At 60.8% G+C, this 23866-nt stretch carries 22 protein-coding genes and 3 pseudogenes; 16 read left to right on the forward strand and 9 right to left on the reverse strand.

What is annotated here, in order from left to right:
- The first annotated feature begins 11 nt into the window (after nucleotides 1-11).
- The 4 genes from FHX06_RS31365 to FHX06_RS31380 are packed head-to-tail and all read left to right on the forward strand — an operon-like array spanning nucleotide 12 to nucleotide 5227.
- On the forward strand, nucleotides 12-2111 hold the full coding sequence (locus FHX06_RS31365; protein ID WP_183882102.1) for an ADP-ribosylglycohydrolase family protein: 2100 nt from the start codon (nucleotides 12-14) through the stop codon (nucleotides 2109-2111).
- A 19-nt stretch (nucleotides 2112-2130) separates the two neighbouring features.
- A complete protein-coding gene (locus FHX06_RS31370) occupies nucleotides 2131-3180 on the forward strand; it encodes an ABC transporter ATP-binding protein (RefSeq protein WP_183882104.1) in 1050 nt (349 codons plus the stop codon).
- Nucleotides 3177-4394 (forward strand): CaiB/BaiF CoA transferase family protein, encoded by a 1218-nt coding sequence (locus tag FHX06_RS31375; protein WP_183882106.1) that lies wholly within the window; start codon nucleotides 3177-3179, stop codon nucleotides 4392-4394. The genes FHX06_RS31370 and FHX06_RS31375 overlap by 4 nt, the downstream gene beginning before the upstream one ends.
- Nucleotides 4391-5227 carry an HpcH/HpaI aldolase/citrate lyase family protein gene (locus tag FHX06_RS31380; RefSeq protein ID WP_183882108.1) on the forward strand — a complete coding sequence of 279 codons (837 nt, stop codon included), beginning with the start codon at nucleotides 4391-4393 and terminating at the stop codon, nucleotides 5225-5227. The genes FHX06_RS31375 and FHX06_RS31380 overlap by 4 nt, the downstream gene beginning before the upstream one ends.
- A gap of 269 nt (nucleotides 5228-5496) precedes the next feature.
- Here FHX06_RS31380 and FHX06_RS31385 read toward each other — a convergent pair whose 3' ends face one another.
- The gene (locus FHX06_RS31385) at nucleotides 5497-6201 is read right to left on the reverse strand and encodes a DUF899 family protein (protein ID WP_113212879.1); all 705 of its coding nucleotides are present in this window, start codon (nucleotides 6199-6201) and stop codon (nucleotides 5497-5499) included.
- Nucleotides 6202-6304: 103 nt separating this feature from the next.
- Here FHX06_RS31385 and FHX06_RS31390 point away from each other — a divergent pair.
- Both FHX06_RS31390 and FHX06_RS31395 read left to right on the forward strand, forming a co-directional pair.
- Nucleotides 6305-6796: pseudogene (locus FHX06_RS31390) on the forward strand (LysR family substrate-binding domain-containing protein); the annotation flags it as partial.
- A 139-nt stretch (nucleotides 6797-6935) separates the two neighbouring features.
- Nucleotides 6936-8081 carry a calcium-binding protein gene (locus tag FHX06_RS31395; RefSeq protein ID WP_113212880.1) on the forward strand — a complete coding sequence of 382 codons (1146 nt, stop codon included), beginning with the start codon at nucleotides 6936-6938 and terminating at the stop codon, nucleotides 8079-8081.
- Between the two features lie 100 nt (nucleotides 8082-8181).
- Here FHX06_RS31395 and FHX06_RS31400 read toward each other — a convergent pair whose 3' ends face one another.
- Nucleotides 8182-9390 (reverse strand): ROK family transcriptional regulator, encoded by a 1209-nt coding sequence (locus FHX06_RS31400; RefSeq protein WP_113147655.1) that lies wholly within the window; start codon nucleotides 9388-9390, stop codon nucleotides 8182-8184.
- Nucleotides 9391-9562: 172 nt separating this feature from the next.
- Here FHX06_RS31400 and FHX06_RS31405 point away from each other — a divergent pair, with 172 nt between their 5' ends.
- The 8 genes and pseudogenes from FHX06_RS31405 to FHX06_RS31440 all read left to right on the forward strand — a co-directional run bounded on the left by FHX06_RS31405 (nucleotide 9563) and on the right by FHX06_RS31440 (nucleotide 18785).
- On the forward strand, nucleotides 9563-10837 hold the full coding sequence (locus FHX06_RS31405; RefSeq protein WP_112971470.1) for an ABC transporter substrate-binding protein: 1275 nt from the start codon (nucleotides 9563-9565) through the stop codon (nucleotides 10835-10837).
- Nucleotides 10838-10906: 69 nt separating this feature from the next.
- Nucleotides 10907-11791: a carbohydrate ABC transporter permease gene (locus FHX06_RS31410; RefSeq protein WP_113212882.1), complete on the forward strand. Its 885-nt coding sequence runs from the start codon at nucleotides 10907-10909 to the stop codon at nucleotides 11789-11791.
- Nucleotides 11791-12642: a carbohydrate ABC transporter permease gene (locus tag FHX06_RS31415; protein WP_113204067.1), complete on the forward strand. Its 852-nt coding sequence runs from the start codon at nucleotides 11791-11793 to the stop codon at nucleotides 12640-12642. The genes FHX06_RS31410 and FHX06_RS31415 overlap by 1 nt, the downstream gene beginning before the upstream one ends.
- A gap of 52 nt (nucleotides 12643-12694) precedes the next feature.
- A complete protein-coding gene (locus FHX06_RS31420; protein WP_183882110.1) occupies nucleotides 12695-13837 on the forward strand; it encodes an ABC transporter ATP-binding protein in 1143 nt (380 codons plus the stop codon).
- A gap of 17 nt (nucleotides 13838-13854) precedes the next feature.
- Nucleotides 13855-15993 (forward strand): beta-galactosidase, encoded by a 2139-nt coding sequence (locus tag FHX06_RS31425; RefSeq protein ID WP_183882112.1) that lies wholly within the window; start codon nucleotides 13855-13857, stop codon nucleotides 15991-15993.
- Between the two features lie 49 nt (nucleotides 15994-16042).
- Nucleotides 16043-18100: an aldo/keto reductase gene (locus FHX06_RS31430; RefSeq protein WP_183882114.1), complete on the forward strand. Its 2058-nt coding sequence runs from the start codon at nucleotides 16043-16045 to the stop codon at nucleotides 18098-18100.
- Nucleotides 18101-18111: 11 nt separating this feature from the next.
- Nucleotides 18112-18422, forward strand: a pseudogene (locus FHX06_RS31435) (ThuA domain-containing protein); the annotation flags it as partial.
- Nucleotides 18423-18473: 51 nt separating this feature from the next.
- Complete coding sequence (locus tag FHX06_RS31440; RefSeq protein ID WP_183882118.1) at nucleotides 18474-18785, forward strand: hypothetical protein; 312 nt, start codon at nucleotides 18474-18476, stop codon at nucleotides 18783-18785.
- A 295-nt stretch (nucleotides 18786-19080) separates the two neighbouring features.
- Here the strand turns inward: FHX06_RS31440 and FHX06_RS31445 are convergent, their stop codons facing one another.
- On the reverse strand, nucleotides 19081-19335 hold the full coding sequence (locus tag FHX06_RS31445) for a hypothetical protein (protein WP_112547014.1): 255 nt from the start codon (nucleotides 19333-19335) through the stop codon (nucleotides 19081-19083).
- Nucleotides 19336-19484: 149 nt separating this feature from the next.
- Between FHX06_RS31445 and FHX06_RS35790 the strand changes: the two are divergent.
- Together FHX06_RS35790 and FHX06_RS31450 are read left to right on the forward strand one after the other, a co-directional pair.
- Nucleotides 19485-19610, forward strand: a pseudogene (locus FHX06_RS35790) (AraC family transcriptional regulator); the annotation flags it as partial.
- 44 nt (nucleotides 19611-19654) lie between these two features.
- Nucleotides 19655-20029 (forward strand): VOC family protein, encoded by a 375-nt coding sequence (locus FHX06_RS31450; RefSeq protein WP_112547013.1) that lies wholly within the window; start codon nucleotides 19655-19657, stop codon nucleotides 20027-20029.
- Between the two features lie 638 nt (nucleotides 20030-20667).
- Here FHX06_RS31450 and FHX06_RS31455 read toward each other — a convergent pair.
- The 6 genes from FHX06_RS31455 to FHX06_RS31480 all read right to left on the reverse strand — a co-directional run bounded on the left by FHX06_RS31455 (nucleotide 20668) and on the right by FHX06_RS31480 (nucleotide 23863).
- Nucleotides 20668-21243 carry a threonine transporter RhtB gene (locus FHX06_RS31455; protein ID WP_183882120.1) on the reverse strand — a complete coding sequence of 192 codons (576 nt, stop codon included), beginning with the start codon at nucleotides 21241-21243 and terminating at the stop codon, nucleotides 20668-20670.
- A gap of 349 nt (nucleotides 21244-21592) precedes the next feature.
- Complete coding sequence (locus tag FHX06_RS31460) at nucleotides 21593-22033, reverse strand: hypothetical protein (protein WP_183882122.1); 441 nt, start codon at nucleotides 22031-22033, stop codon at nucleotides 21593-21595.
- Nucleotides 22030-22212: a twin-arginine translocase TatA/TatE family subunit gene (locus FHX06_RS31465; RefSeq protein ID WP_183882124.1), complete on the reverse strand. Its 183-nt coding sequence runs from the start codon at nucleotides 22210-22212 to the stop codon at nucleotides 22030-22032. Before FHX06_RS31465 ends, FHX06_RS31460 begins: the two co-directional genes overlap by 4 nt.
- Before the next feature lie 111 nt (nucleotides 22213-22323).
- Complete coding sequence (locus FHX06_RS31470; RefSeq protein WP_183882126.1) at nucleotides 22324-22530, reverse strand: hypothetical protein; 207 nt, start codon at nucleotides 22528-22530, stop codon at nucleotides 22324-22326.
- Nucleotides 22527-22949 (reverse strand): hypothetical protein, encoded by a 423-nt coding sequence (locus tag FHX06_RS31475; RefSeq protein ID WP_112547009.1) that lies wholly within the window; start codon nucleotides 22947-22949, stop codon nucleotides 22527-22529. The genes FHX06_RS31470 and FHX06_RS31475 overlap by 4 nt, the downstream gene beginning before the upstream one ends.
- Entirely contained in the window at nucleotides 22946-23863 is a 918-nt protein-coding gene (locus FHX06_RS31480) for a U32 family peptidase (protein WP_183882128.1), read from the reverse strand. The genes FHX06_RS31475 and FHX06_RS31480 overlap by 4 nt, the downstream gene beginning before the upstream one ends.
- Nucleotides 23864-23866: the final 3 nt, after the last annotated feature.

Consider the following 23866-nt stretch of genomic DNA (forward strand, 5'->3'; position numbering starts at 1 on the left):
TGGACAGGACGATGTTGAACACAACTGAGATTTTCGAACGCATTTATTCCGGCTTCATCGGCAAGGCGATCGGCGTGCGCCTCGGCGCCCCCGTCGAGCCGACGATCTGGAGCTATGACCGCATTCGCGGCACCTATGGCGAGGTCACCGAATATCTGCGCGATTTCAAGAATTTCGCCGCCGATGACGACACCAACGGTCCGGTCTATTTCATTCGCGCGCTGCGCGATTACGGGCTCGGCGCCACCGCCGAGGATGTCGGCAAGACCTGGCTGAACTATGCGGCCGAAGAGCACGGCATGTACTGGTGGGGCGGCTTCGGCAATTCCACCGAACACACCGCCTACCAGAACCTGCGCGCCGGCATTCCCGCTCCCCAATCGGGTTCGATCGCCCAGAACGGCACGACCGTTGCCGAACAGATAGGCGGCCAGATCTTCATCGACAGCTGGGGCTGGATCCATCCCGGCGAACCGCAAAAGGCGGCCGATGCCTCCGCGCGTGCGGCAAGTGTCGCCCATGACGGCGAGGGGCTGAACGGCGCCCGTTTCTGCGCTGCCGCGATCGCCCAGGCCTTTGTCGCCAAGAGTATCGAGGAGATCATCGAAACGGGTCTTTCGACGATCCCGGCAAGCTCGCTCTATGCCCGGGTTGCCCGCGCTGTCCTCGCCTTCCACAAGGACAATCCCGGTGATTGGCGCGCCTGCCGCGACATGCTGACGGCCGAATGGGGCTATGACCGCTATCCCGGCGTCTGCCACATCATTCCGAATGCCGGCGTCGTCTTCATGGCGCTGATCTACGGCCAGGGCGACCTGCCGCGCACCGCCGAGATCGCCACCATGGCCGGCTGGGATACCGACTGCAATGCCGGCAATGCCGGCGCGATCGTCGGCACCTTTCAGCAGGTCCAGCCGGGCTGGGACAAGTACCGCAAGCCGATCAACGATTTCGTCGTCGCCTCCGGCGTGACCGGCACGATCAACGTCGTCGATATTCCCTCCTTCGCCCGCGAACTCACCGTGCTTGCACTGCGCCTGCAGGGCAAGGAGCCGCCGGCGCTCTGGGTCGAGGATTTCGAGCGCCGCGGCGTGCGCTTCGATTTCGATGCGCCGGGTGCCACACACGCTTTCCGCACCGAGCCCTTCAACCAGATCGCCGTCAAGGCTTCGAACGAGCGCCAAACGGACGATGCGAGAGGCTCGCTCGAAATCCTGCTCGATCGGCTGGAGCGCGGGCAGGGCGGCCGCATCTTCTGGAAGCCCTTCTATCGCCGCGCCGATTTCGACGATGAGCGCTACCGGCCGATGTTCACGCCGCTTGCCGATGACGGCCAGACGGTCAGGTTCAAGCTCTGGCTCGACCCGTGGAACGGCGACGGCCATCTGCGCGTCGCCCCCTATATCCGCCGCGCCATGACCGGCGCGATCGAGGAGACCGGCGCCTGGCACGTTCCCTCCTCCGAGGGCTGGCAGGACTATGAATTCACCATTCCCGACGGCAAGGGCGAGGCGATCGACGAAATCGGCATCCTCGTCGAGTATTTCGGCCGCCTGAAATTCCTCGGCCGTCTCTTCCTCTCGGAATTCTCCGTCTCCGGCAAGGGCCGCACGGTGATCGACCCGGCCAAGGAAGTGCTGGAATGGGGCGGCATCACCCGCTTCACCTGGAACCGCGGCCACTGGAGCCTGCAGCAGGGCCGCATCCATGCCCATACGGCAAGCGACGCCGATGCCTGGACCGGCAATGCCTATCTGCGGGATGTGCGCGTCAACGCGGATTTGAGACCGCTCTCCGGCGCCTCGCATCTCGTCGTCGCCCGCGCGCAAGGGACCAGTCGTTTCTACGCCGGCGGCTTCCAGAACGGTGAAGCGGTGATCCTGGCCGAAAACCACGGCACGACCATCCTGGCGCGGGCGCCATTCAAGGCGGAATACGGTCGCGACTATCAGGTCAATCTGACGGTCACCGGCGACAGGCTCGCCCTGTCGATCGACGGCAGCCTGGTTCTCGAAGCCGAGGATCAGGCGTTCGGCTACGGCATGGCGGGGCTGCGCATGGCCTCGGCCGGCCGCATGTCGATCGGCCGGCTCGAGATCGTCGAGCTGTAGCGCCAAGGGGAGGAAGAACATGTCGGAGATCGAACTCAGGAATGTCGGCAAGAGCTATGGCAGCGTCGCCGTGCTCAACGATATCTCGCTCGATATGGGCGACGGCGAATTCGTCGTCCTCGTCGGCCCCTCGGGCTGCGGCAAGTCCACGCTGCTGCGCATGATTGCCGGGCTGGAGGATATTTCCGCCGGCGAGATCACCATCGGCGGCAAGGTCGTCAACGACATGCCGGCAAAAGAGCGCGATATCGCCATGGTCTTCCAGTCCTATGCGCTCTATCCGCACATGAAGGTCGCCGAAAACATGAGCTTCGCCCTGAAGCTTGCCGGCGCCCCGAAGGCGGAAATCCGCAAACGGGTCGAGGAGGCTGCCGGCATCCTCGGCCTTGAAAAACTGCTGGACCGCCTGCCGCGCGAGCTTTCGGGCGGTCAGCGCCAGCGTGTCGCCATGGGTCGCGCCATCGTGCGCGATCCGCGCGCCTTCCTGTTCGACGAACCGCTCTCCAATCTCGATGCCAAGCTGCGCGTCAAGATGCGCAGCGAAATCAAGAAGCTGCACCAGCGCCTCGGCAAGACCACGGTCTACGTCACCCACGACCAGACCGAGGCAATGACCATGGCCGACAAGATCGTTGTGCTGAACGGCGGCAAGGTGGAACAGGTCGGCGCGCCGCTGACGCTCTACAACGACCCCGCCAATCTCTTCGTAGCCGGCTTCATCGGCTCTCCGGAGATCAACCTGATCCCGGCGACGATGGGACAAGGGGCGGCCATGACGGCAAGCGGCGTCGCCCTGCCGCTCACCAACCCGCTGCGGCCGGGCTCGGACATCGTCTACGGTATCCGCCCGCAACATATCACGCTTGCCACGGATGGGGTGCCCGGCCGGATCAGCCTCGTCGAGCCGACTGGCGAGGACCAGGAACTCGTGGTCGACATGGGGGGCGAAGACATTTCCGTCGTCGTTCACGGCGGTCGGCTGCTCTCGGCCGGGCAGGACGTGAAGCTGTCGATCGATATCGACAAGGTGCTGCTGTTCGACAGGGCGACCGGCGAGCGCATCCGATGACAGGACATTCCCAAAGACAGTTCGACCCTGCAGCGAAAGGCCCGCTTGCCGGCATCCGGGTGCTCGACCTCTCCCGTCTCGTCGCCGGCAACATGCTGTCGCTGCAGCTTGCCGATTTCGGCGCGGATGTGGTGAAGATCGAGCCACCTTCAGGCGATCCGCTGCGCGACTGGAAGGATGACGGCCACTCGCTCTACTGGAAGACCTATAGCCGCAACAAGCGCTCGGTCATGCTGAACCTGCGCGAGAGACCGGCGATGGACGCGCTCTGGGCGCTGATCGAAACGGCCGACGTCTTCATTGAGAATTATCGTCCCGGCACGCTGGAAGAAATGGGGCTTGCCCCTGACGTCCTCCATGCCCGCAATCCCGATCTCGTCATCGTGCGCATTTCCGGCTTCGGCCAGACCGGGCCTTATGCGCAGTTTCCCGGCTTCGGAACGATCGTCGAGGGCATGAGCGGCTTTGCCTATCGCACCGGCTTTCCCGATCGCGAGCCGGTGCTGCCGCCGCTCGCACTTGCCGACATGATCGCCGGCGTCTACGGCAGTTCGGCGACCGTCACGGCGCTGTTTGCCCGCGACCGCGGCCTGTCGCGCGGCCAGGTGATCGATCTCTCGCTGCTGGAGCCGATGTTTTCGGTGCTCGGGCCGGAAGCGGCGATCTACAAGGTCACCGGCAAGGTCAAGGAACGCGTCGGCAGCGCCTCGAACACCGCCGCTCCCCGCAATGTCTACCGCTGTCGCGACGGTAAATATGTGGCGCTGTCGGGATCGACACCGCAGGTCGCCCGCCGCATCTTCGACATCATCGGCCGCAGCGACATGAATGACGATCCGCGCTTTGCCACCAATTCGGCGCGCGTGAACAATCGCGCGCTGGTGGACGAAGCCGTGGGTGGCTGGTTTGCAGGGCATGATCATGACGAGGCACTGCAGATCATGCGCGATGCCGGCGCCACCGTCGGCCCGATCTACAGCATCGCCGATGCCGCCGAAGACGCGCATTTTTCCGGGCGCGAGATCATCGTCGATGCCGAGGACGGTGAATTCGGCAGCCTGCCGATGCACAATATCGTCCCCCGTCTTTCCGCTACGCCGGGCGTCTGGCGCCGGCCGGCACCGTCACTTGGTCAGCATACGGCGGAAGTGCTTGCCGAAGCCGGCCTTGATGCCGCTGCGATCGACGCCATCGTGAAGGGAAGCGGTGCATGAGATTTCGTTCGCTCCTCTATGTGCCCGCCTCCTCCGACCGGTTCATCGCCAAGGCGCATGAGCGGGGGGCGGACGCGATCATTCTTGATCTGGAGGATTCAGTAGCCCCCGCCGAGAAGGAGGCCGCCCGCGCGAGGCTGACCGAGGCCGTCGCCTCCGTCGGGCGCAATGGCGCTGTTGTCTTCGTCCGCATCAATTCCGAACCCGAGTTGCAGATGCCGGACGCCGAGGCCGCCTGCCGGGCCGGCGCCTTCGGCCTTTACGTCGCCAAGACGCGCTCGCTCAGCCGCCTGCACCTTCTTGCCTATCACCTGCAGACGCTGGAGCGCGAACTCGGCCGCGAGCAGACGTGGTTCGTGCCGCTCATCGAGGATGCCGCCGCCGTGCTCGATGCGCGCTCCTTTGCCGGCTGTCAGCGGGTTCTTGCCCTTGCCGCGGGCGGCGAGGATCTGGCCGCCAGCATGGGGGGCGAACCGTCGCCGGACGTGCTGCGCCTGCCGAAGCTGATGGTGCATATGGCGGCAAAGGCCGAGGGCAAGCTCTCCTTCGGCACGCTTACGACGGTCGCCGACTACGGTGATCTCGAAGCGCTCGACGCCGCGGCGCAGGAGGCCAGGCGCCATGGTTTCGATGGAGCGAGCTGCGTCCATCCTTCCGCGGTTGCCATTCTCAACGCCGCTTTTTCGCCGAGCCCGGAAAGGCTTGACTGGGCGCGCCGTGTCATCGAGGCTGCCGAGATCGCCGGGTCAGCCGGCAAGGGTGCCATTTCGCTCGACGGAAAGATGATCGACGCGCCTGTCGTCGCGAGGGCGCGTGCGCTGCTGTCGCAGTGATGCTGGCATGCGGGATCAAGCCCAACCGGGAGTGCGAAATAAACGGCAGGAACGATAAGAAGCATCCAACACACCAGGCCAGCCAGCGCAACGCCAGTGGGCCGTATGAATGGAAAAACGTCGGGCCGTTGCGTCGGTAAGCGACGGTGGCGAGACCGTTACGGGTTTGCCTCTATGTGGGGGCAAAGAACCCTCGCACGCTGATCCGGTTCGGGCCGACAGGCGCGCCGGGTCGTAGCCGAAGCTCGCACTGCGCAAACTGCGAGTACTTAATAGGTGAGCTTCGGATACCAGTTCGTACCGCGACCGGCTGGTGTCATGTCCAGAATGTTCCAGAGCGGCGCGATGTCGACGGCTCCTCTCGGATCCTGTCCGGGATCTGCCGCCTCGGCAGGCATTTCGGCACTATAGAACACGCGGACCTCGTTTCCGTCCTTCTGATAGACGGTAAGCCCCGGATACTCGTTGCCTTTGGCGTCGAGCAGACCCAGATCTCTCGCATAGTCGTCGCCGACGGTCTGAGCGAAATCGAGGTCGCGCCAGCCGCGCTCCATTGCGAACGCGCGCTGCCTCTCGACCGGGCTGCGACCGATGATTTTGAACGCGACCCGCTGCTTGACATCGGCGCCGTTGCCGTTCGCTCCGCCCAGGAAATTTGTGCACATCGGGCAGGGTCGTTCGCGCTGCGGACCGAACATCCAGAAATAAGTCACGAGCGTATCGTGATGTCCGAACATTTCGGCCAGACCGGTCTCGCTGCCGTTCTCGTCCTTGAAGCGATAGTTCTTTTCGACGACCGGGCCGGGAGGCAGCCGCCTGCGTTGCTCCGCAAGCCTCGTCAGATGCCGCCGAACTTCGATCTCTTCTGCCAAAAGCGCCATTCTTGCCTTGGCGTAGTCGGCTGTTTCGTTTGCGAACCTGCTTGCGCGTTTCGCGGCTAGCTCCGTTGCCGGTCTCAATTCGCCCATGTCCATGTGATTTCTCCCTTGAACTGCTTGTTCGCCTCACATCCATAGACGTACGACAAAATTCGTTATCGACAAGGACGATCGATTTTTTGCCAATCGCATCTAGAGGCTCATCCGCCATATCGAGGAGCGCCGCATCAATCTCGGCTTCTTCCGGCCGGTGGAGAATATCGGCTCGTTGCGTTTCTTCTCGATTGCCCATGAGCGCTATCTGTTGGCTGTCGCCAAGGAGAGCCCGCTGTCATTTAAGAGCGAGATCGATCTCGAGGATCTGGTGAGAAGATCATCTCCTTTTCCCGTCAGAACCTCTCCTACAGCGAGCGCTATTTTGCGGAAGTGTTCGAGGAACACGATCTGACCGACAATGTCGCTTACACCTGCGACGACACCTTCTCGCTGGTGTCGCTGGTCTCGGTCGGTCTTGGCATCGGCTTGGTGCCGGAATGGACGCAGGATGTGCCGAACCGGGGGCGAGTTCAAAAAGGTGAGGGGCATCGATTTCAAGATCGGGCTCGGGGTCGCCTGGAACCGGGAGGACCCGACCGCCGGCCGCGACGATATCATTGATATTGCCCGGTCGCTCGCACGGCCGGGCAGGTGAGGGGTGTCAGAAGATTGGCAGACGCGCCTGTTCGTCGTGCCGCAAACGGTCGTTGAATTCAGCTTCAAGCAAGCGACCTGGGGTTTATTCTTCGGAAGAAGCACCACACCTTCAGATTGATCGCACATGGAGCCGACACATGATGGACAACCGGATTGATGCGAAGATTGCGAGCCAACAGGAATATGCCTTGAAACTCCTGCAGGCATCGACCGATCGCGACCCTGACTCTATCGCCGTGTCGACGACAACATTGCCGAATCTGGCGCTGGATCTCGCCATCGGCGACACCAAGACACGATTCTTGCGCATCATCCTCGATGCCCTCGGCAATGCCGACGTTACAGTGCGTATCGATGACGGAAAGGCGTCGGTCCAGACCGGCTCCGGCAATGACACGATATCGGTAGAGGCGGCCTGGGCCACGGTGCAGGCCGGTGCCGGCGACGATCGCATCACCGTCAAGACGTCGGGCCTATACGCTTTTTCTGACGGCATGTTGGTGTCGTCCGTGGACCTCGTTCGGGGCGAAGCGGGCAAGGACATCATCAACGTCAGTAGTCATGGCCTGATTGACCGAACGGAAGGTGGCGAGGGCGATGACGTCCTCGTCATTTCCGGTAACGGAAGCGTCGATCGCACCGAAGGCGGATCGGGCAACGATAGGATCTTCATATCGAACGCATCAGGCATCGACTGGGGCATGTCCGGGATCAATCGCACTGAAGGCGGAGACGGCGACGATGAGATCTACCTTCGAAGCGAAAACGATGTGTTCATCGCAGATGGTGGTGATGGCAATGACAAAGTCTTCGTCGAGGCCCAGGACACGGTTTGGTACGTCGATGGCGGGGAAGGGGACGACGACATGACGATTCGATCCCTGAGCGCCGCATTCATCGACGGCGGCCACGGCGACGACACGATACACATCGCTGCTACTGCCACCTATATCTCCGGGGGGAAAGGAAACGATCATCTTATTCTTGACACACCCGGAGGGCGGGCCACCGTCGATATGTTCGAAGGCGATGGCCATGACCTCGTCGAAATCAACGGGACACTCGAAATACGACGTAACGGGATTGACGGTGCTGCGCTGAGCGAAAGTGACATCTCGGTTGCGAAAAACGATGACGGTACAGTGTCTGTAAAATTTCCGGGGAGTGATGATGCGGTGACTGTAAAGTTCACCGGCGCGGCAGCCGAAGCGACGGGTTTTGATGTCGAGCTTGCCGGCAGCTCGCTCATTATCACGCCGAAGACAGAGGCCGGCATTGTCTGATACCAATGAGACCGCAAAATATACGGATGCCTGTTCCTGAGCTTGCCTTCCAGCAGATGTAGACGGGCATCACCGCCCGTCCTCATTCGGGAACTTTCCCCTACGATGCCCGCGCTGGTCCGTATCCATTCTCGCCGATACCAGTAATGCCGCCGGACGACTCGAAGTCGAACATTCGCTGCGTGACGAGCGCAGCGGCACCTCTCGCCCACGAATTATCCTCCCAGTCCGGAAGGATTGGAGGGGGACTGCGAAAGGTGCGCAGCGAAAAGGCTTCACGTAACGGCGCCAGGAAATATTCTCCGAGCGAAACCGCTTCGCCTCCAGCGACAATCACTTCCGGGTCGGTGACGTTGACGAGGTTTGCGAGCGCCGTGCCGATCCCGCGGCCAGCCTCCCCGACAATGGCAACCGCGGCCGGATCCTCGGCAACCAGTGCCTGGCGCAATTCGGGTGCGCCGAGGTCCTCGCCTCCGCCTCTTGCCTCTTTCCATCGTCGCAGGATCGATGCTTCGGAATGATAGGCCATCAGACAGCCGCGCTTGCCGCACTCGCAAAGACGTCCGTTTTCTTCAAAAAGCGTGTGGCCAAATTTGCCGGCCGCGCCATTGGCACCGCGATAGAGCTTTCCCTCGATGACGAGGGCGCAGCTTATGCCGACGCCGACTGCCAGCACCGCCATGTTGCGATGCTGGCGTCCAAGACCGAAAAGCTGCTGGGCGATCGCATAGGCATTCGTGTCGTCCTCCAGCCAGACGGGGACGTTGACTCGCCGGGCAAGCAGCGAGGCGAGGGGGACGTTGTCCCAGTTGAACCGATGGCTTCTGACGCAGATCGTCTGTTCGTGATTGATGACACCCGGCATCGATATGCCGATGCCGGCGATTTTTGCTTGCGGGCGTTCGGCAAGCCCGATCAGCCGCGGCACCGTCACCGCCAGTAGATCGGCGACATCATCGGGTGCCTTGCTTGGCATCGGGATGCGGATCGCAGCGATGGGATTTGTCGCGAGATCAGTTGCAACGCACTCCACTGTATCGGCCATCAGCTTGAAGCCGATCGCCACTCCATGATCGTAGTCAATTTGCACCGGTGTCGGTCGACGGCCGGTAGAACCGGAGACTGCCTTTCCCTCGATGACAACACCTTCTCCCATAAGATCTGCGACAACAAACGTAACGGCGGCAGGACTGAGCTGAGTTATCGTCGCGAGTTCTGCGCGGCTCTTTGGCCCATCTTGTCTGAGCAGGTTCAGGATCAGACGGCGGTTCATGGCCCTGGCGGTCGTCTGGTCACTTTTGAGCTTCACGGCAGAGTTCCTTTATTTTTTAAATAAACTATTGCGACCCTGTCTGATCTATGCATAAATTTGCCCCGTCGATCAACTCGGAATGAAGCGGTCGGCACGTTGAATGCCCGGCGTCTCCGTTTTGGAGGACGGACGCCGGGACGTGTTGATCAGCTCAACTGGGAGGAATTCAATGGCATTTTCCAAGCATTTTACATCGACCACAAGACGAACATTCTTGAAGAGCGCCGGCGTCATGTCCGCTGCCGCGGTCGCAGGCAGTTTTCCGATTCCGGCCATTGCCCAGGCCCAGGAAATCAATGTGATTTCGGCCGAAAGCAACGGCAAGGCGCTCGAAGCACTGAAAAAGATCGCAGAAGACTTCGGCAAGCAGGCCGGGACCAAGGTCGTCATCAACAATATGGACCACGAGGCCCACAAGACCGCGATCCGCAACTATCTGACTGCCGGCGCGCCTGATGTCTGCTTCTGGTTTTCAGGCAATCGCATGCGCGCCTTCGTCAAGCGCGGCCTCTTCGACGACATTTCTGATCTGTTCGAGAAGGAAAAGTACAAGGACGTGCTCGGTGCCAGCACCGGCGCCGTCACAGTCGACAACAAGCAATACGGCCTGCCGACCGGTGGCACGCTCTGGGGGCAGTTCTATCGCAAGGACGTCTTCGACCAGAACGGGCTGACGGTGCCGACGACGGCAGATGAATTTGCCGCCTATTGCGATAAGGCGAAGGGTGCCGGCCTAACGCCGATCGCCATCGGTACGAAGGAGCTCTGGCCTGCCGCCGGCTGGTTCGACCAGATGAACCTGCGCATCAATGGTCTCGACAAGCACATGGCGCTGATGGACGGCCAGATGAGCTATCTCGATCCGGCCTTGACGCCTGTCTTTGACCAGTGGGAAGCGATGATCAAGAAGGAAGTGTTCACGCCGAATCACACGTCCTTCGGCTGGCAGGAGGCTGCGGCCCTGCTTGCCCAGAAGAAGGCCGGGATGATGAATCTCGGAGCGTTCCTGAGGGCGGCCTTCACCGAGGCGGATCTGCCGCAGCTGTCTTTCGCACCATTCCCGACGCTTGACGCCAGCGTTCCGCGCTTTGAGGAATTCTCGCTGAACTCTGTCCACATCCCGGCAAACGGCAAGAACAAGCAGGGCGCGCGTGAATTCCTCGCCTATTTCTACAAGCCGGAAAATCTCGCGACCTATCTGGAGCCGGGCGGCAATGTGCCGCCGCGCAGCGACCTGCCGCCAAGCAAGGATCCGCTGGTCAATGCAGCAGTGGAATCCCTGAAGCAGGTGAAGGGCACTTCGCAATATTACGACCGCGACAGCGATCCTGATATGGCCCAGGCCGGTCTCGTCGGCTTCCAGGAATTCATGGCCAAGCCTGAGCGTCGGCAGGCGATCCTGCAGCGCCTAGAAGGCACGCGCAAGCGTATCTACAAGATCTAGTTCTCCTCCCGACGACCGGGGAGCGGAATTGCGGTTCCGCTCCCTCATTTCCTCTAGAGGTTCTGGACAATGTTGATGTTATGGCGCCGCCAGCGATGGTGGCTCACCCCGACTTTGCTGATCGCTCCCGCGATCCTCCTGTTTTTTACGGTCATTCTTCTGTCGGCCGTCCGCAGTCTCTGGATCAGTCTGCATGACTGGGACGGGATGGGGCCGATGACGTGGATCGGTTTTGGCAATTACGTCGAGCTCTACAACGATCCGCAATTCTACACGTCGCTGAAGAACAATCTGATCTGGCTCCTCATGTTCATGGCGGCACCGCCGCTGGGGCTGGCCATCGCGCTGCTCGTCAATCAGAAGATCCGCGGCATGCGCTTCCTGAAGTCGTTGTTCTTCATCCCGCTGGTGCTCGCCTCGGTGACGGTCGGCGTCGTCTTTACGTGGGTCTATACACCAGAATTCGGGCTGCTTGCCTTGATCTTCAAGGCGTTTGGAGCGACCGCACCCGCCGTGCTTTCCGACGAACATTTCGTCACCTTCGCGATCGTCATCGCGGCGCTCTGGCCGCAGGTCACCTTCTGCATGGTGCTCTATCTCGCCGGCCTCAACAATCTGAGCGAAGAGCTGATCGGTGCGGGGCGCGTCGATGGCGCCCGAGGCTGGAACATGCTTTGGCATATCGTCCTGCCGCAACTGACCCAGGTGACCTTCATCGCCATTGCGGTCACTGTCGTCGGCGCACTTCGCTCCTTCGACATGGTGTCGGTGATGACGCGCGGCGGACCGTTCGGCTCCTCATCGGTGCTTGCCTATCAGATGTTCGAGCAATCGATCTTTTCCTACCGTTTCGGCTATGGCGCGGCGATCGCATCGGTCCTTTTCGTGATCATGGCGGCCTTCATCATCTGGTATCTGTCGCGGATCGTCCGCACGGAAGAAAGGGGCGGCTGATGTATCCTCGTCCAATTCCCGAGACGGCCGTCTGGCAGCGCCGCTTCTACTTCCTCGCCGTCCTGGTCGTGCTCCTGCTCTGGCTCTGCCCGCTCTTTGCGATCATCCTGACGTCGTTCCGCTCGACGAGCGATGTCATGGGCGGCAACCTGTGGGGCTGGCCGACGGAGTTCGGCCTGATCGACAACTATAAAGCCGTCTTCACCCAGACGCCGATGGCACAGTATTTCATCAACAGCCTGACGATCACGATCCCCTCGGTTATCGGCGTCCTCGTCCTGAGCACGCTTTCTGGCTTCGTGCTTTCCCGATATCGATTTCCCGGCAACATGCTGATCTTCGCGCTCTTCGTCGGTGGCAACTTCCTGCCGCATCAGATCATGATGATCCCGGTGCGCGATCTGATGGTCAGGCTCGATCTGATCGACACGACGACGGCCCTGATCATCTTTCACGTCGCCTTCCAGACGGGTTTTGCCACCCTCTTCATGCGCAATTTCATCGCCGCATTGCCCGATGAACTCTTCCAGGCTGCAAGGGCTGAAGGCGCAAGTCCCTTCCAGACCCTCATCCACGTCGCAGTGCCGCTGGTGCGCCCAGCACTTGCAGCACTCGCGATCCTGCTCTTCACCTTCATCTGGAACGATTATTTCTGGGCCGTCGTGCTGACGGTCAGCGATTCCGTCAAGCCGGTGACGGCGGGCCTTGCCAATCTTCGCGGCGAATGGGTCTCGGCCTGGAACCTCATCTCGGCCGGAACGATCGTCGTCGCCGTGCCACCGGTCGTGATGTTCTTCCTGATGCAGCGCCACTTCATCGCGGGCCTGACGATGGGAGCGGTCAAGGGATGATTGCCTCCACGAACCCGCACCTTAGATCTCGAAAAGCAGAGAGCCAGGAAGCATGACCAGCCTCGAACTGCGACAGATAAACAAGAATTACGGCGCCTATCACGCCTTGCGCGGCATCAATCTTTCGGTGGAGGAAGGCGAGTTCATCGTCATGGTCGGCCCGTCGGGCTGCGGCAAGTCGACCCTCTTGAAGACGATCGCCGGTCTCGAAGGCATCACCTCCGGCGAGATCCGCATCAACGGACGCGACGTCAGCCGCAAGGAACCTGGCGACCGCGGCATTGCCATGGTCTTCCAGTCTTATGCGCTCTATCCGCATATGACGGTCGCCGAGAATATGGGTTTCGGCCTCCGCATGGCCAAGCGGCCGAAAGCGGAGATCGACGCGGCGGTGGCCCGCGCCGCCAGGATCCTGCGCATCACCGACCAGCTCGACAAACGCCCCAAGCAGCTCTCCGGCGGCCAGCGCCAGCGTGTTGCAATCGGACGGGCGATCACCCGTTCGCCCGAGGTCTTCCTGTTCGACGAGCCGCTGTCGAATCTCGATGCGGCGCTGCGCACGCAGATGCGTGTAGAGCTTTCGAGCCTGCATGCCGAGCTCGGTGCAACGATGGTCTATGTCACCCACGACCAGGTCGAGGCCATGACGATGGCAAGCCGGATCGTCGTCCTGAACCAGGGCATCATCGAGCAGGTGGGCTCGCCTCTCGAGCTTTATCGCAATCCCGACAATCTGTTCGTCGCGGGCTTCCTCGGGGCGCCGCGCATGAACTTTCTTTCCGTCACGGTCGACCGCGTATCGGGCCACGAGATCCGCGTTTCCGCGCCGGGCCTTGCACCATTGACAGTCGAACTGTCGGAACCCTCAGCGCTCGCGAAAGGTACGGAACTGACGCTCGGTGTACGTCCCGAAACCATCTCCGTGGTCTCCGACGGGCAGCCGGGGGCCTTGAACGGCGTGGTGCGTCTCGTCGAGCATCTGGGTCGGGAGACGATCCTCTACGTGGATGCCGGCGAACTCAGGACCGTCGCTTCGGAAAGCGGGACGGGAAATATCACGGTTCAGTTGAGCTATGTCGCGCCCTTCAAGGCCGATCAGCCGGTGACGCTCAAGCTCGATCCGACCGAACTCTATCTCTTCGCGCCGGATGGCGGACGCACGATCAGCGCCCGCAAGGCAATCATCGACAAATAGCAATCAGGATCCTCGCCGTGTCTGAACAGAAATCTGCGACAATTTCCGCCTGGAACCCGGTCAAGACCGATCGATTCCTCGTTGGCGCCCCTCACTATCCCGAGCATGTCGACGAGAGCTACTGGGAGCGCGACGCCGAGCGCATGGCCAAGGCCGGCTTCAATGTCGTGCGAATGGCCGAATTCGCCTGGCATATTCTCGAACCCGAACTCGGGCGCTTCGATTTCGACCTGTTCGACCGGGCGATCGCCGTTCTTGCTCGCCACGGCATCGATACGATCATGTGCACGCCGACGGCGACCCCGCCACGCTGGCTGACGGCCGCCCATCCCGAAATCCTGCGCGTGGACGGGAAGGGGCGGTCAATGAGCCACGGGTCGCGCCAGCATTGCGATACGGCAAGCCCGGTGTTTCGCGAGCATAGCCGCCGCATTACGAGGGCAATGTCCGAACACTATCGCGACAATCCCCATGTCGTCGGCTGGCAGACCGACAACGAGCTTAACACGAGCATGCCGGAGAGTTTCTCAAAGGCGACACTCAGCGAATTCCAAGCATATCTTTCCGACAAATACGGCACGATCGACAAGCTCAATCACGCCTGGGGCGGAGATTTCTGGGCAACCGCCTATCAGGGTTTCGACCAGGTCGTTCTGCCGATCGAATTCGGGCCGACCTTTCCAAGCCCCGGCCATCTCCAGGACTACCATCGCTTCCTGGCCTTTTCGACGGCCCGCTTCCAGCACGACCAGGTCGAGATCCTACGCGCCGTCAAATCGTCCTGGTTCGTCTTCCACAACCTTGGAGGCCTGCGCGACATCGATTTCCGCGGACAGTTCACCACTGATCTCGATTTCGTCGGCTACGACATCTATCCGCTACTCTATGACGAGTTCCAGCGCATCGGCAATCACGCCAAGGTCCAGGCGCTTCATCTCGACATCTGCCGCGGATTTTCGGGCAACTACATCGTGCCCGAACAGCAGTCGAACTTCGGCAGCCAGCCGGGCTTCTGCACGCTGACGCCGGAACCTGGAGAGATGCGGCGCATGGCGATGTCTTCGGTTGCCCGCGGTGCGGACGGTTTGATGTTCTTCCGCTGGCGTCCCGCCCATTTCGGCGCTGAGATCTACTGGATGGGTATCATCGATCACGACGACGTCCCTCGCCACCGCTACGAGGAGGCGAAACAGTTCGCCATCGAGATGACGGCGCTGCAGGACAAGATCCTCGGCACCTATGTGCGCATGGACGTTGGCATCGCCGGGTCGGATTTCGACAACCAGGAGGCCCACAAGACCTATCCGATCGGTTTGCCGAGCCCGCAGGACGATGCGGTCCTGCTTCACCAGTATTGCTATGATCGCGGCATTGCCTGCGGCTTCATCCATCCGGAAGACGATCTTTCGAAGCTGAAGCTTCTCTATGTGCCGCACTGGGTGATGTGGAAGGACGAATGGACCGAGCGGCTGAAGGCCTTCGCGGAGAAGGGCGGTACCGTCGTGGTCGGCGCCCGCACGGGAACCCGCGACGAGAACAATCACGTCATCAGGCAGACCGCACCTGGAACTTCGCTTTCGAAACTGACGGGTGTGCAGGTGGAGGATTTCGGACGGCTTGCCGCACCCGGAGCGAAGGGCCTCTTCGACGTCATGGAGCGCTCCGGCGGTCTGGTCGTGCCTCCGAACAGACCCGCGGAATCCCATCGCCGCGAACGTCGCTTCAAAATCGGCAATCGTGAACTGACGGCCGGTTATTTCTACGAAAACCTGACCGTCGACGCCGGCGTCGAGACGATCGCGGTCTGGTCCAACCGCTACGCCGACGGAATGGCGATGGCAACCTCAAACACCGTCGGCAAAGGCCGGGTCGTCTATCTCGGCACCTATCTCACGCCGGACCTGACGGAGGCACTATCGGAGCGCCTGTTTGGCGAGGCCGGTATCGAACCGCTAATCGCCGACCTGCCGGAGGGCGTCGAAGTCACGATGCGGATGAACGCAGATCGCCGGCTCCTCTTCATCCAGAATTACACGGACAAGCCGACCGTCCTGTCACATGTTGCGGCCGGGGTCGATCTGCTCGATGCCGGCAAGCCGGTCGATGGTCACCTCTCACTCGAGGGCTACGGCTGCGCCGTGGTCCAGCTTTCCTAGACATACTGTGGCTGAGAACGCCGACCGACCTGAAGGGTAGGAAAACGACATGACCGATATGGATAGAATTCGCTGGGGCATCCTTGGCCCCGGCAGGATCGCTGGCGACTTCTTTGCAGGTGTCACGCAATCGAGGACAGGCCGGGTGGATGCAATTGCCACTCGCGACCCGGGCCGAGCAGGCCTTGCCGAGCGCTTCCCCGGTGCACGGATACTCGAGGGCTACGAGGCGCTCCTAGCAGACGGGGAAATCGATGCGGTCTATATTGCGACGCCGCATCCGACGCATGCGGAATGGGCAATCAAGGCAGCAAAGGCCGGAAAACATGTGCTCTGCGAGAAGCCGATCGGCCTGTCGGCAGCAGAGGCGGAAGCCATGCAGACGGCCGCGCGCGAGGCCGGCACCTTCCTCGGCGAAGCCTATATGTACAGGCTGCACCCGTTGACGCTGAAGCTGATCGAGCTTCTCGAGGCCAAGGCGATCGGCGATGTCCGCATGATCAAGTCGAGCTTCGGTTTTGCCAAGCCGTTTGAACAGGAGCACCGGCTGTTTGCCAATGATCTTGCCGGTGGCGGCATTCTCGATGTCGGCGGCTATCCCGTCTCGATGGCAAGGCTGATCGCCGGCATCCACGAGGCGGGCGGCATCCTCGAGCCGGACCAGGTCTTCGGCGTCGGGCATCTCGGCTCAACCGGCATCGACGAATGGAGTGCGGCCATCCTGCGTTTCCCGAACGGCATCATTGCTGAAGTCGCCTGCTCGGTCTCACTTGTCCAGGACAACGTGCTGCGGATCTTCGGGACTGCCGGATCGATCGAGATCGATCATTTCTGGTTTGCCGCTGGCAAACAGGGCGGCACTGCGGTCATCAGGCTCTTCGATGCGGCCGGCAAACGGCAGGACATCGACGTCGACGAGCCGCGGCACGTCTACAGTTTCGAAGTGGATGCGGCGGCCGAGGCGATCCGTGCAGGACGCCAGGAATTTGCCTATCCAGGCATGTCAGCTGCCGACACGCTTGGTAATCTCAAGGTCATGGACAAGTGGCGCGCCGCCATCGGGCTTGAATATGCGCTGGAAACGCCGGCCGTCAGAACGAGGACACTGACCGGGGAACAGCTCCGCCGCAAGGATGTGATCGTTCCAAGGGGACATATTCAGGGGGTGGAAAAGGAGACATCGATGCTGGCTCTCGGCATGATGCTGTTTTCGACCTTCCCGGCAGCCTCGATCGCTCTCGATGCATTCTTCGAAGCCGGCGGCAATCTCATCGACTCCGCCTTCCAGTATGGCGGCGGCACGCAGGACCGGCTGATTGGCGAATGGGTTCGCAGCAGAGGCGTGAGGGATGAGGTAGTGATCATCGAAAAGGGGGCGCATTCGCCGCTCTGCTATCCCGACGTGATCGCCAAGCAGCTGGCGACCAGCCTGGAGCGGATGCAGACCGACCATGTCGACGTCTATTTCATGCATCGCGACAATCCCGACGTGCCTGTCGGCGAGTTCGTTGATGCCATGGATGCGGAGGTGAAGGCCGGGCGCATTCGCGGACCGATCGGCGGATCGAACTGGACGCGGGAACGCATGGACGAGGCGATCGCCTATGCCGAACGCACAGGCAGGACCAGACCAAGCGTGCTGTCCAACAACTTCTCGCTGGCCGAGATGGTCGATCCGGTCTGGGCGGGTTGCATCGCTTCTTCCGACGCCGGCTGGAAGAGCTGGTTGAGGGAGCGACGGGTCACAAACTTTGCCTGGTCGAGCCAGGCGCGCGGCTTCTTTACGGACAGGTCCGGGCCACGGAAATTCGACGATCGGGACCTCGCTCGCGCCTGGTATTCCGACCTGAATTTTCAGCGTAAGGGCCGCGCAGAAGAGCTCGGCAGGCGCCTTGGCAAGGATCCGATCCAGATCGCGCTCGCCTATGTCCTCAGTCAACCCTGGCCGGTCATTCCCCTGATTGGGCCGGCAAGCCTCGCAGAGCTTCGCCACAGTCTTGCAGCCTCTGCCATCCAACTGTCCCCCGAAGAAGTGCGGTGGCTGGAAGATGGGGCTGGGGACGCGACCGCGGAAGCAATGCAAGACATCGGCCGGGCCGCTCACTGAGGAGTTCTACGATGCGCGAAGCACTTATCGTTTGGGACGGCTGGATCGGGCATGAGCCGGAGCAATGCGCTGCAATCGTCAAGGACATGTTGGAAGGTGAAGGATTTTCGGTCGCTGTCGAAACGGCGACAAGCGTCTTTGCCAGCGAAGCGATGTATGATTTCAGCCTGGTCGTCCCGATCATCACCATGTCGAAGATCGAAAAGGACGAGGTTGCTCCCGCCTATCGAGCGCAATTGAGGGGGGTGTCGGCGTTGCTGGATACCATGGCGGAGCGGGAGACAGCTTCCGTGAATCAACGGAATACCAGTTCATTGACGGTGCTGCGCTCAGCGAAAGTGACATCTCAGTTGCGAAAAACGATGGCGGTACAGTGTCTGTAAAATTTCCGGGGAGTGATGATGCGCTGACTGCAAAGTTCACCGGCGCGGCAGCCGAAGCGACGGGTTTTGATGCCGTGCTTGCCGGCAGCTCGCTCACTATCACGCCGAAGACAGAGATTTCGCGCGACAGGCCGGTACCGGGTCCAACGCGCGCCGCCGATAATGACGCCGGCCCAAGGCGGATAGAGCTGACGCTCGCAGGGCCGAGCTATTGCGAGCGGGTTATCCGGATCCTGGGTGAAGTGGATCCGCCATCGATGCTTTTCGAAGTAAGCTTGCACGGAAACTCGGCATTGTCGTGAGGAAATCGTCGAACAAAACGACCGGGGGTCGTTGACCTGACTTTCGGTGGAGAAAGGGTGATGGAACGATTTTCGTCGCAGCAATGGCGGAAGCGGCAAGACCTGACTAGCCGGAGAGCTGGCGGCGAAGCTCCGGCTTCCCCTTACTCATCTGGACGATCCACTGGTTACCTAATTCATGAGAGCGCCCACGTAACAGGTTGTCGACCATCGCGCTATCGGCCTAAAGCTGCCAACCACGTGGACGCTGCGGCTCTGACGAAGCGTTCGGCATAGCCACGGGTGTTACGATTGCTCAATGTGGGGTGATATCGGATGAAGTAATCCACACCCGTCCATCATAGGCCAGTTCACCGTCCGAGAACTTGCGATCGGCGATGCCCTCATAGACTTGAAGGCACTGAAGGAGGCCTTGCATGATGTCGCCTTCACCGGCAGGCATAGCATCGTCGGTGATGCAAACGGCCTGATGTAGATTTCCTTCCGTCATGATCAGAATGGCATGACCGCCATACAAGCGAATTTTACCTGGCACCGTCACGAGCGACATGGCGTCCTCCTCGAAAATTGCCGGACATTCTTGCTTCTCTTTCCGGAAGCTAGGGAGCTATGGTTAATGAAAGGTTAACGCTTATCAAGTCCGCAATCAGGAGAGCCTGCCACCCTACAAGGTCGAAGCTGAATTTGCCGCAGAAGAAGGCGCCTTCGACGGTTCAGCAGGTATCTGCCGACCTCGGGTACGAATCCATCTCTGCGTTTATCACCACGGTCAAGAAAGCGCTCGGCGCGTCGCCAGCAAAATATTTAAGAAACTTGGACCGATAACAGGCAGGAATCAGATTACACAAGCATCCCACAGGAGATGAAGCATGTTCACGCACGTCATGATCGGCAGCAACGACTTGGAGCGGGCCAGAAGCTTCTACGACGCGACGTTCGCGGCGTTAGGCGGCAAGCCCGGCGAGATGGATGCGAGAGGGCGGCTGATCTATGCACACGAAGGCGGCCGGCTGATGATCACGAAACCGATCGATGGGAAGCCTGCGACCGCGGCCAATGGTGGAACGATCGGTATCGTCGCCGCGAGCCGCGACCACGTTCTAGCGTGGCATGCTGCCGGTACCGCGCATGGAGGCACGGCAATAGAGAGCCCACCTTCGGAGCGTCCGAACGGGGCATTCGTGGCATATCTTCGCGATCCTGACGGCAACAAGCTGAGTGCGAGGTCTCAACCGGCGAAATGACAGGCCGTGCATCGTCTGGTGGACAGCGATTGATTGTTGGAGGCGGGCAGGCGCGCAGCTTCAGCTCCGGGCCGTTTTGTGCCGGGTTCCGCTTTTGGCCGCAGAGGTGGACGACCTGGAGCCGATTCTTTCAGCCACAACCCCAGAACCTCTGACTGGCGCAATTGTCGGTTGCCGCATGGAAAACTCCTCATTACCGCCGGCGACGCCGGCCAATGCGGGATACCCCGGCGTTTCCGCCGGGGCTGCTGTCGTTCACAACCTATTTCTTGCCACCCCAAAGCTCCGGATAGCCAGGCAGGTCCTGGCAGCCGCAAAGCCTGGAATCTAACGGCGGCATGCGCTCGTCGATATAGCTTGCCAGCGTCTCCTGCGTGATCGCCGGCTGAGGCAGGATCCATTCTGGACCCGGCACCTGTTTGCCGTCGAGCACATCAAGAGCGCCGAGGATCGCTGTCCGCCACTGGCAGGTCGGATAGGATGGGCCGATTGCCGTCAGCTTGTCCCTTCTGCCATTTGCGCAAGAAGTCCTGCTGCTCTTCGCCGCTGATGACAGGATAGGGCAGTCCGTCTAATCGCCGACCAAGATGTCAAACCTCGCAACCGACTGCGGTGTTTCTGATATCGCCCTGAAAAACTCAGATCGCTCTCAGGTCCAATAAGGCGCCGACGGCAAGGATCACGGCGAAGGCAACCAATGCTGCGCAACCACACTGCCGCGCAAGTGTTGGCATCTGCGCATGGTGTCCAACAATGAGACTGCCAAGGCCTAGCCAGATCGCTGAGGTCACCACCACGCAGCAGGCGAATGTTGCCATTACGGCAGGTACGCCGGCTTGGACAGCGGGCACGAGGGAGAGGCCGATAATGACGGCCTTCGGATTGAGCAGCGTGGTGATGAAGAATGGACCGAGGCTGAGCCTGTTACGGCCGCCCGATCGTGCCGGAGCCCATAGCTTGAGCGCAAGATAAAGAACCCAGATCGCCGAAATCAGCTTGACGATGCTGGCAATGGTCGGATGGCCATGAAGGAGCGGAGCGGCGATCCCTGACACCGGAACGATGATTGCGAGGTAAGCGAGCAAGACTGCAAAGATAAGCGATAGGAACCGCCGGAGCGTTAGGGCTGTCGACGCCAAGGCGAGAACCGCATTGGTTGGGCCGGGGAGGATCAACAGCGATAAGACGGCGAGTGCGAATGTAGGCAGGTTCATCAGATCCGGTCCTCGATTGTCTAAACCCTTTCTCATGGATTCTGACGGATCGTTTTGATCTGTATCAGTTCGAGGACCGCTCCGGGTGGATCGAGGTTGATCGAGGACGAGCTCCCAGAGGGCGATAGCATTTCGCCGGTCATGCAGGCACATGCGCTCCCCGTTTTGCCGAGCAGCTTCTCCAGCGATGCTCCTAAGAGAGATCTATCAAGCACCCGAAGACACGTTCTGCATCTCTGACGATCTTTCAAAGGCGCCATGTCTCAATCGCAACCGCGCGAACGAATGAGAACTGCTCGAGACCGAGCTTCGCGATATCGCGCGATCAGGACGAGGCCGTCTCGGGAAACTATGCGCCCACGAAGCGTTCGCGCTTTTCGGCCGAAGCGCGTAGCCGGGGTGTAGGTTCGGTCGGGCGGGGAACGGGGGTGATGGTGCCGACATCATGCCACGTCCACAGCGGTTCTGACTGTGAATGACCGCGGCGCCAGCGCCTTACGTCGGTTGCTGTGACGACCAGCGTTTCCGTCCGCCTCCGGTCGCATTTGCCATAGGCGAGCGCAATTTCGCAAAAGTTATGCTGGAACTGGAAAAGCCGCGCCTCGGTCGCGCGCGGTGGCGATGCAACACTCAGCAGCGATCGCCTGGTGACGATCAACTGCCTGATCTGGTTCGCGATTTGAAGATCGATTCGACCGCATTTTTCTGCGTCGTCGAACCGAGCCGAGATGATCGCGTAGTCCATCATGCGCTCCCCGGCATCCAGCACAGTTGTGTCGGTCAGGATCAAGGCCGATCTGCATCGCCGTGCCTGTCCTTTCCGCTGACCTGCTCGTCGTCGAATCCCTTCCTGAAGGCCCGGATGCCATGTGCCACCTCGCCCATGAGTTCTGGGATCCTGCCGCGTCCAAACAGGATGAGGACGATGGCAAGGACGATTAGCCAATGCCAGGTGCTAAAACTTCCCATTCCGATCACTCCTTGCAATATGACGAGCATAAACCATTAGCCTCGACCGTGATTGATCTGGCGCAAATGCGATGATGTCGGTGACAATACCGGTCGACCACTGGCTGGCTTTCACGGACGTGGCCTCCCGCCCGCCTCATTGACGCCAATACGCAGACCGTTCAGTTGGTCGCCGGCAGTCGGCTCCGGCGCGAAGGTCGGCCGTGTCTGCAGGAGAAACATTTCGAGAGCTGCGCGCGATTCCCCGCCGGGCGAGCCGCCACAGCTTATGACCTCGAGCACGTCGACGTGCCGATCCCGGCGGTTTTCTGCCTTCATGATGGAATTTCCCCGGCCTCTTTCGCGAGAAGGGTTTGCTGGGCACCAAGAATGTCTCGCCGATTGGCGACGAAGGCTCTGAGCAGCTGAGAGCCCATTCTTGCCTGCTTTGCCACATCGTCGAAAATCAGAGCCGCTTCCTCGATCTCGCCGATTTCGGAGGCAGGTCCAAACTGCTCGAGTTCCTTCAGAAGTTCCAGGAGCGTGCCGACCTTCGTTTTTTGGCGCAGCGCCGACATGAACAGCTCCTGCACGACGGCGGCTCTTTGTCTTGGAACCAGATGCGCGAGCAATTCACCGATGATGAGGGTGCAGTTGCAGTCGGAATCCGGGTCCTTCGCAAAAGCCTTTATCTGACGCAGAGCAGAGAAGATCCGTCTGTCGCCGGGAGCGTCGCTTTCCGACAGTCTCATCTTCATTGTGCCAAATCCTTTGCGTTTCTCAGGCGCGCGACCCATTCCGCGCCGCTCTTGCCGTGGTGAAACCCGTTCGATAGCGGAATGTCCGGATAGAGATCGCGCAGCCTGGTCAGCGCCTGCCCGGGCTCGATTGCTCCATTCAGCATCCCGCGAAAAGTCGAGGATACTTCGACCATGTCGCAGGTCTGCGGCGACAGCCGAAGCGAACTGACACCCTGTGCCGTCCATTCGTCGGATCGCTCGAGCAGCGCCTGACAGGTATGCGACAGCGTCTGCACGCCGTTCAGGGCGAGAAAGGGCTGGCCTGAAATGGTGTTGACCGTGATGCCATCAGGATCCTCCTGGCAGACGAACTGGCAATTGTCCTTGGTTCGCCCTTTCGAGCGGGCGTGAGCGCAGCGCGCGGAGATGGCGAGCGGCATGCGGCCGAAGGCGAAGACTTCTAGATCCAGATCGGGACAGGTCCGGGCAATGGCGGCGATGGAAGAGGCCGGAAGTTCCGGCGGCAGGCAGATCGCCGTCGCACCATTGGATGCCAGAACGCGTGCGGTCGCTGCATTATAGACATTGATGAACGGTCCAACGGTGTGCGGCCGGCCCTTCAGAAGATAGAGGGCGGAGAGATCATTGGCCTCGACGAGCCTGACATCCTCCTGAGCGAGTGCCCTTTGATAATTCGCCTCGCGATCGAGCGTAACAAGCGCCAGTGTCGAAAGCCTGACCTCTTTTCCTGCGGCCTCCAACCGCTCGATGACGACAGCAAGTTCGGCCTCCATGAAATGCAGACGCTTCGAGCAGATCGTCTCGCCGATGACGACGACATCCACAGGCGCTTCGTCGGCGATCGCGAAATAGAAGTCGCGCCATCGGTCGCTCGGCCAGAGATATTGGAGCGGGCCAAGTGTCAGCTTCATCTC

Source organism: Rhizobium sp. BK512 (genome assembly GCF_014194915.1).
Lineage (GTDB): Bacteria > Pseudomonadota > Alphaproteobacteria > Rhizobiales > Rhizobiaceae > Rhizobium.

Bases quoted from the DNA above. Each gene is read 5' to 3' on its own strand.
- FHX06_RS31365 (WP_183882102.1), top strand. From the start codon at position 12: ATGTTGAACACAACTGAGATTTTCGAACGCATTTATTCCGGCTTCATC.
- FHX06_RS31370 (WP_183882104.1), top strand. From the start codon at position 2,131: ATGTCGGAGATCGAACTCAGGAATGTCGGCAAGAGCTATGGCAGCGTC.
- FHX06_RS31375 (WP_183882106.1), top strand. From the start codon at position 3,177: ATGACAGGACATTCCCAAAGACAGTTCGACCCTGCAGCGAAAGGCCCG.
- FHX06_RS31380 (WP_183882108.1), top strand. From the start codon at position 4,391: ATGAGATTTCGTTCGCTCCTCTATGTGCCCGCCTCCTCCGACCGGTTC.
- FHX06_RS31385 (WP_113212879.1), bottom strand. From the start codon at position 6,201: ATGGACATGGGCGAATTGAGACCGGCAACGGAGCTAGCCGCGAAACGC.
- FHX06_RS31395 (WP_113212880.1), top strand. From the start codon at position 6,936: ATGATGGACAACCGGATTGATGCGAAGATTGCGAGCCAACAGGAATAT.
- FHX06_RS31405 (WP_112971470.1), top strand. From the start codon at position 9,563: ATGGCATTTTCCAAGCATTTTACATCGACCACAAGACGAACATTCTTG.
- FHX06_RS31410 (WP_113212882.1), top strand. From the start codon at position 10,907: ATGTTGATGTTATGGCGCCGCCAGCGATGGTGGCTCACCCCGACTTTG.
- FHX06_RS31415 (WP_113204067.1), top strand. From the start codon at position 11,791: ATGTATCCTCGTCCAATTCCCGAGACGGCCGTCTGGCAGCGCCGCTTC.
- FHX06_RS31420 (WP_183882110.1), top strand. From the start codon at position 12,695: ATGACCAGCCTCGAACTGCGACAGATAAACAAGAATTACGGCGCCTAT.
- FHX06_RS31430 (WP_183882114.1), top strand. From the start codon at position 16,043: ATGACCGATATGGATAGAATTCGCTGGGGCATCCTTGGCCCCGGCAGG.
- FHX06_RS31445 (WP_112547014.1), bottom strand. From the start codon at position 19,335: ATGTCGCTCGTGACGGTGCCAGGTAAAATTCGCTTGTATGGCGGTCAT.
- FHX06_RS31450 (WP_112547013.1), top strand. From the start codon at position 19,655: ATGTTCACGCACGTCATGATCGGCAGCAACGACTTGGAGCGGGCCAGA.
- FHX06_RS31455 (WP_183882120.1), bottom strand. From the start codon at position 21,243: ATGAACCTGCCTACATTCGCACTCGCCGTCTTATCGCTGTTGATCCTC.
- FHX06_RS31465 (WP_183882124.1), bottom strand. From the start codon at position 22,212: ATGGGAAGTTTTAGCACCTGGCATTGGCTAATCGTCCTTGCCATCGTC.
- FHX06_RS31470 (WP_183882126.1), bottom strand. From the start codon at position 22,530: ATGAAGGCAGAAAACCGCCGGGATCGGCACGTCGACGTGCTCGAGGTC.
- FHX06_RS31475 (WP_112547009.1), bottom strand. From the start codon at position 22,949: ATGAAGATGAGACTGTCGGAAAGCGACGCTCCCGGCGACAGACGGATC.
- FHX06_RS31480 (WP_183882128.1), bottom strand. From the start codon at position 23,863: ATGAAGCTGACACTTGGCCCGCTCCAATATCTCTGGCCGAGCGACCGA.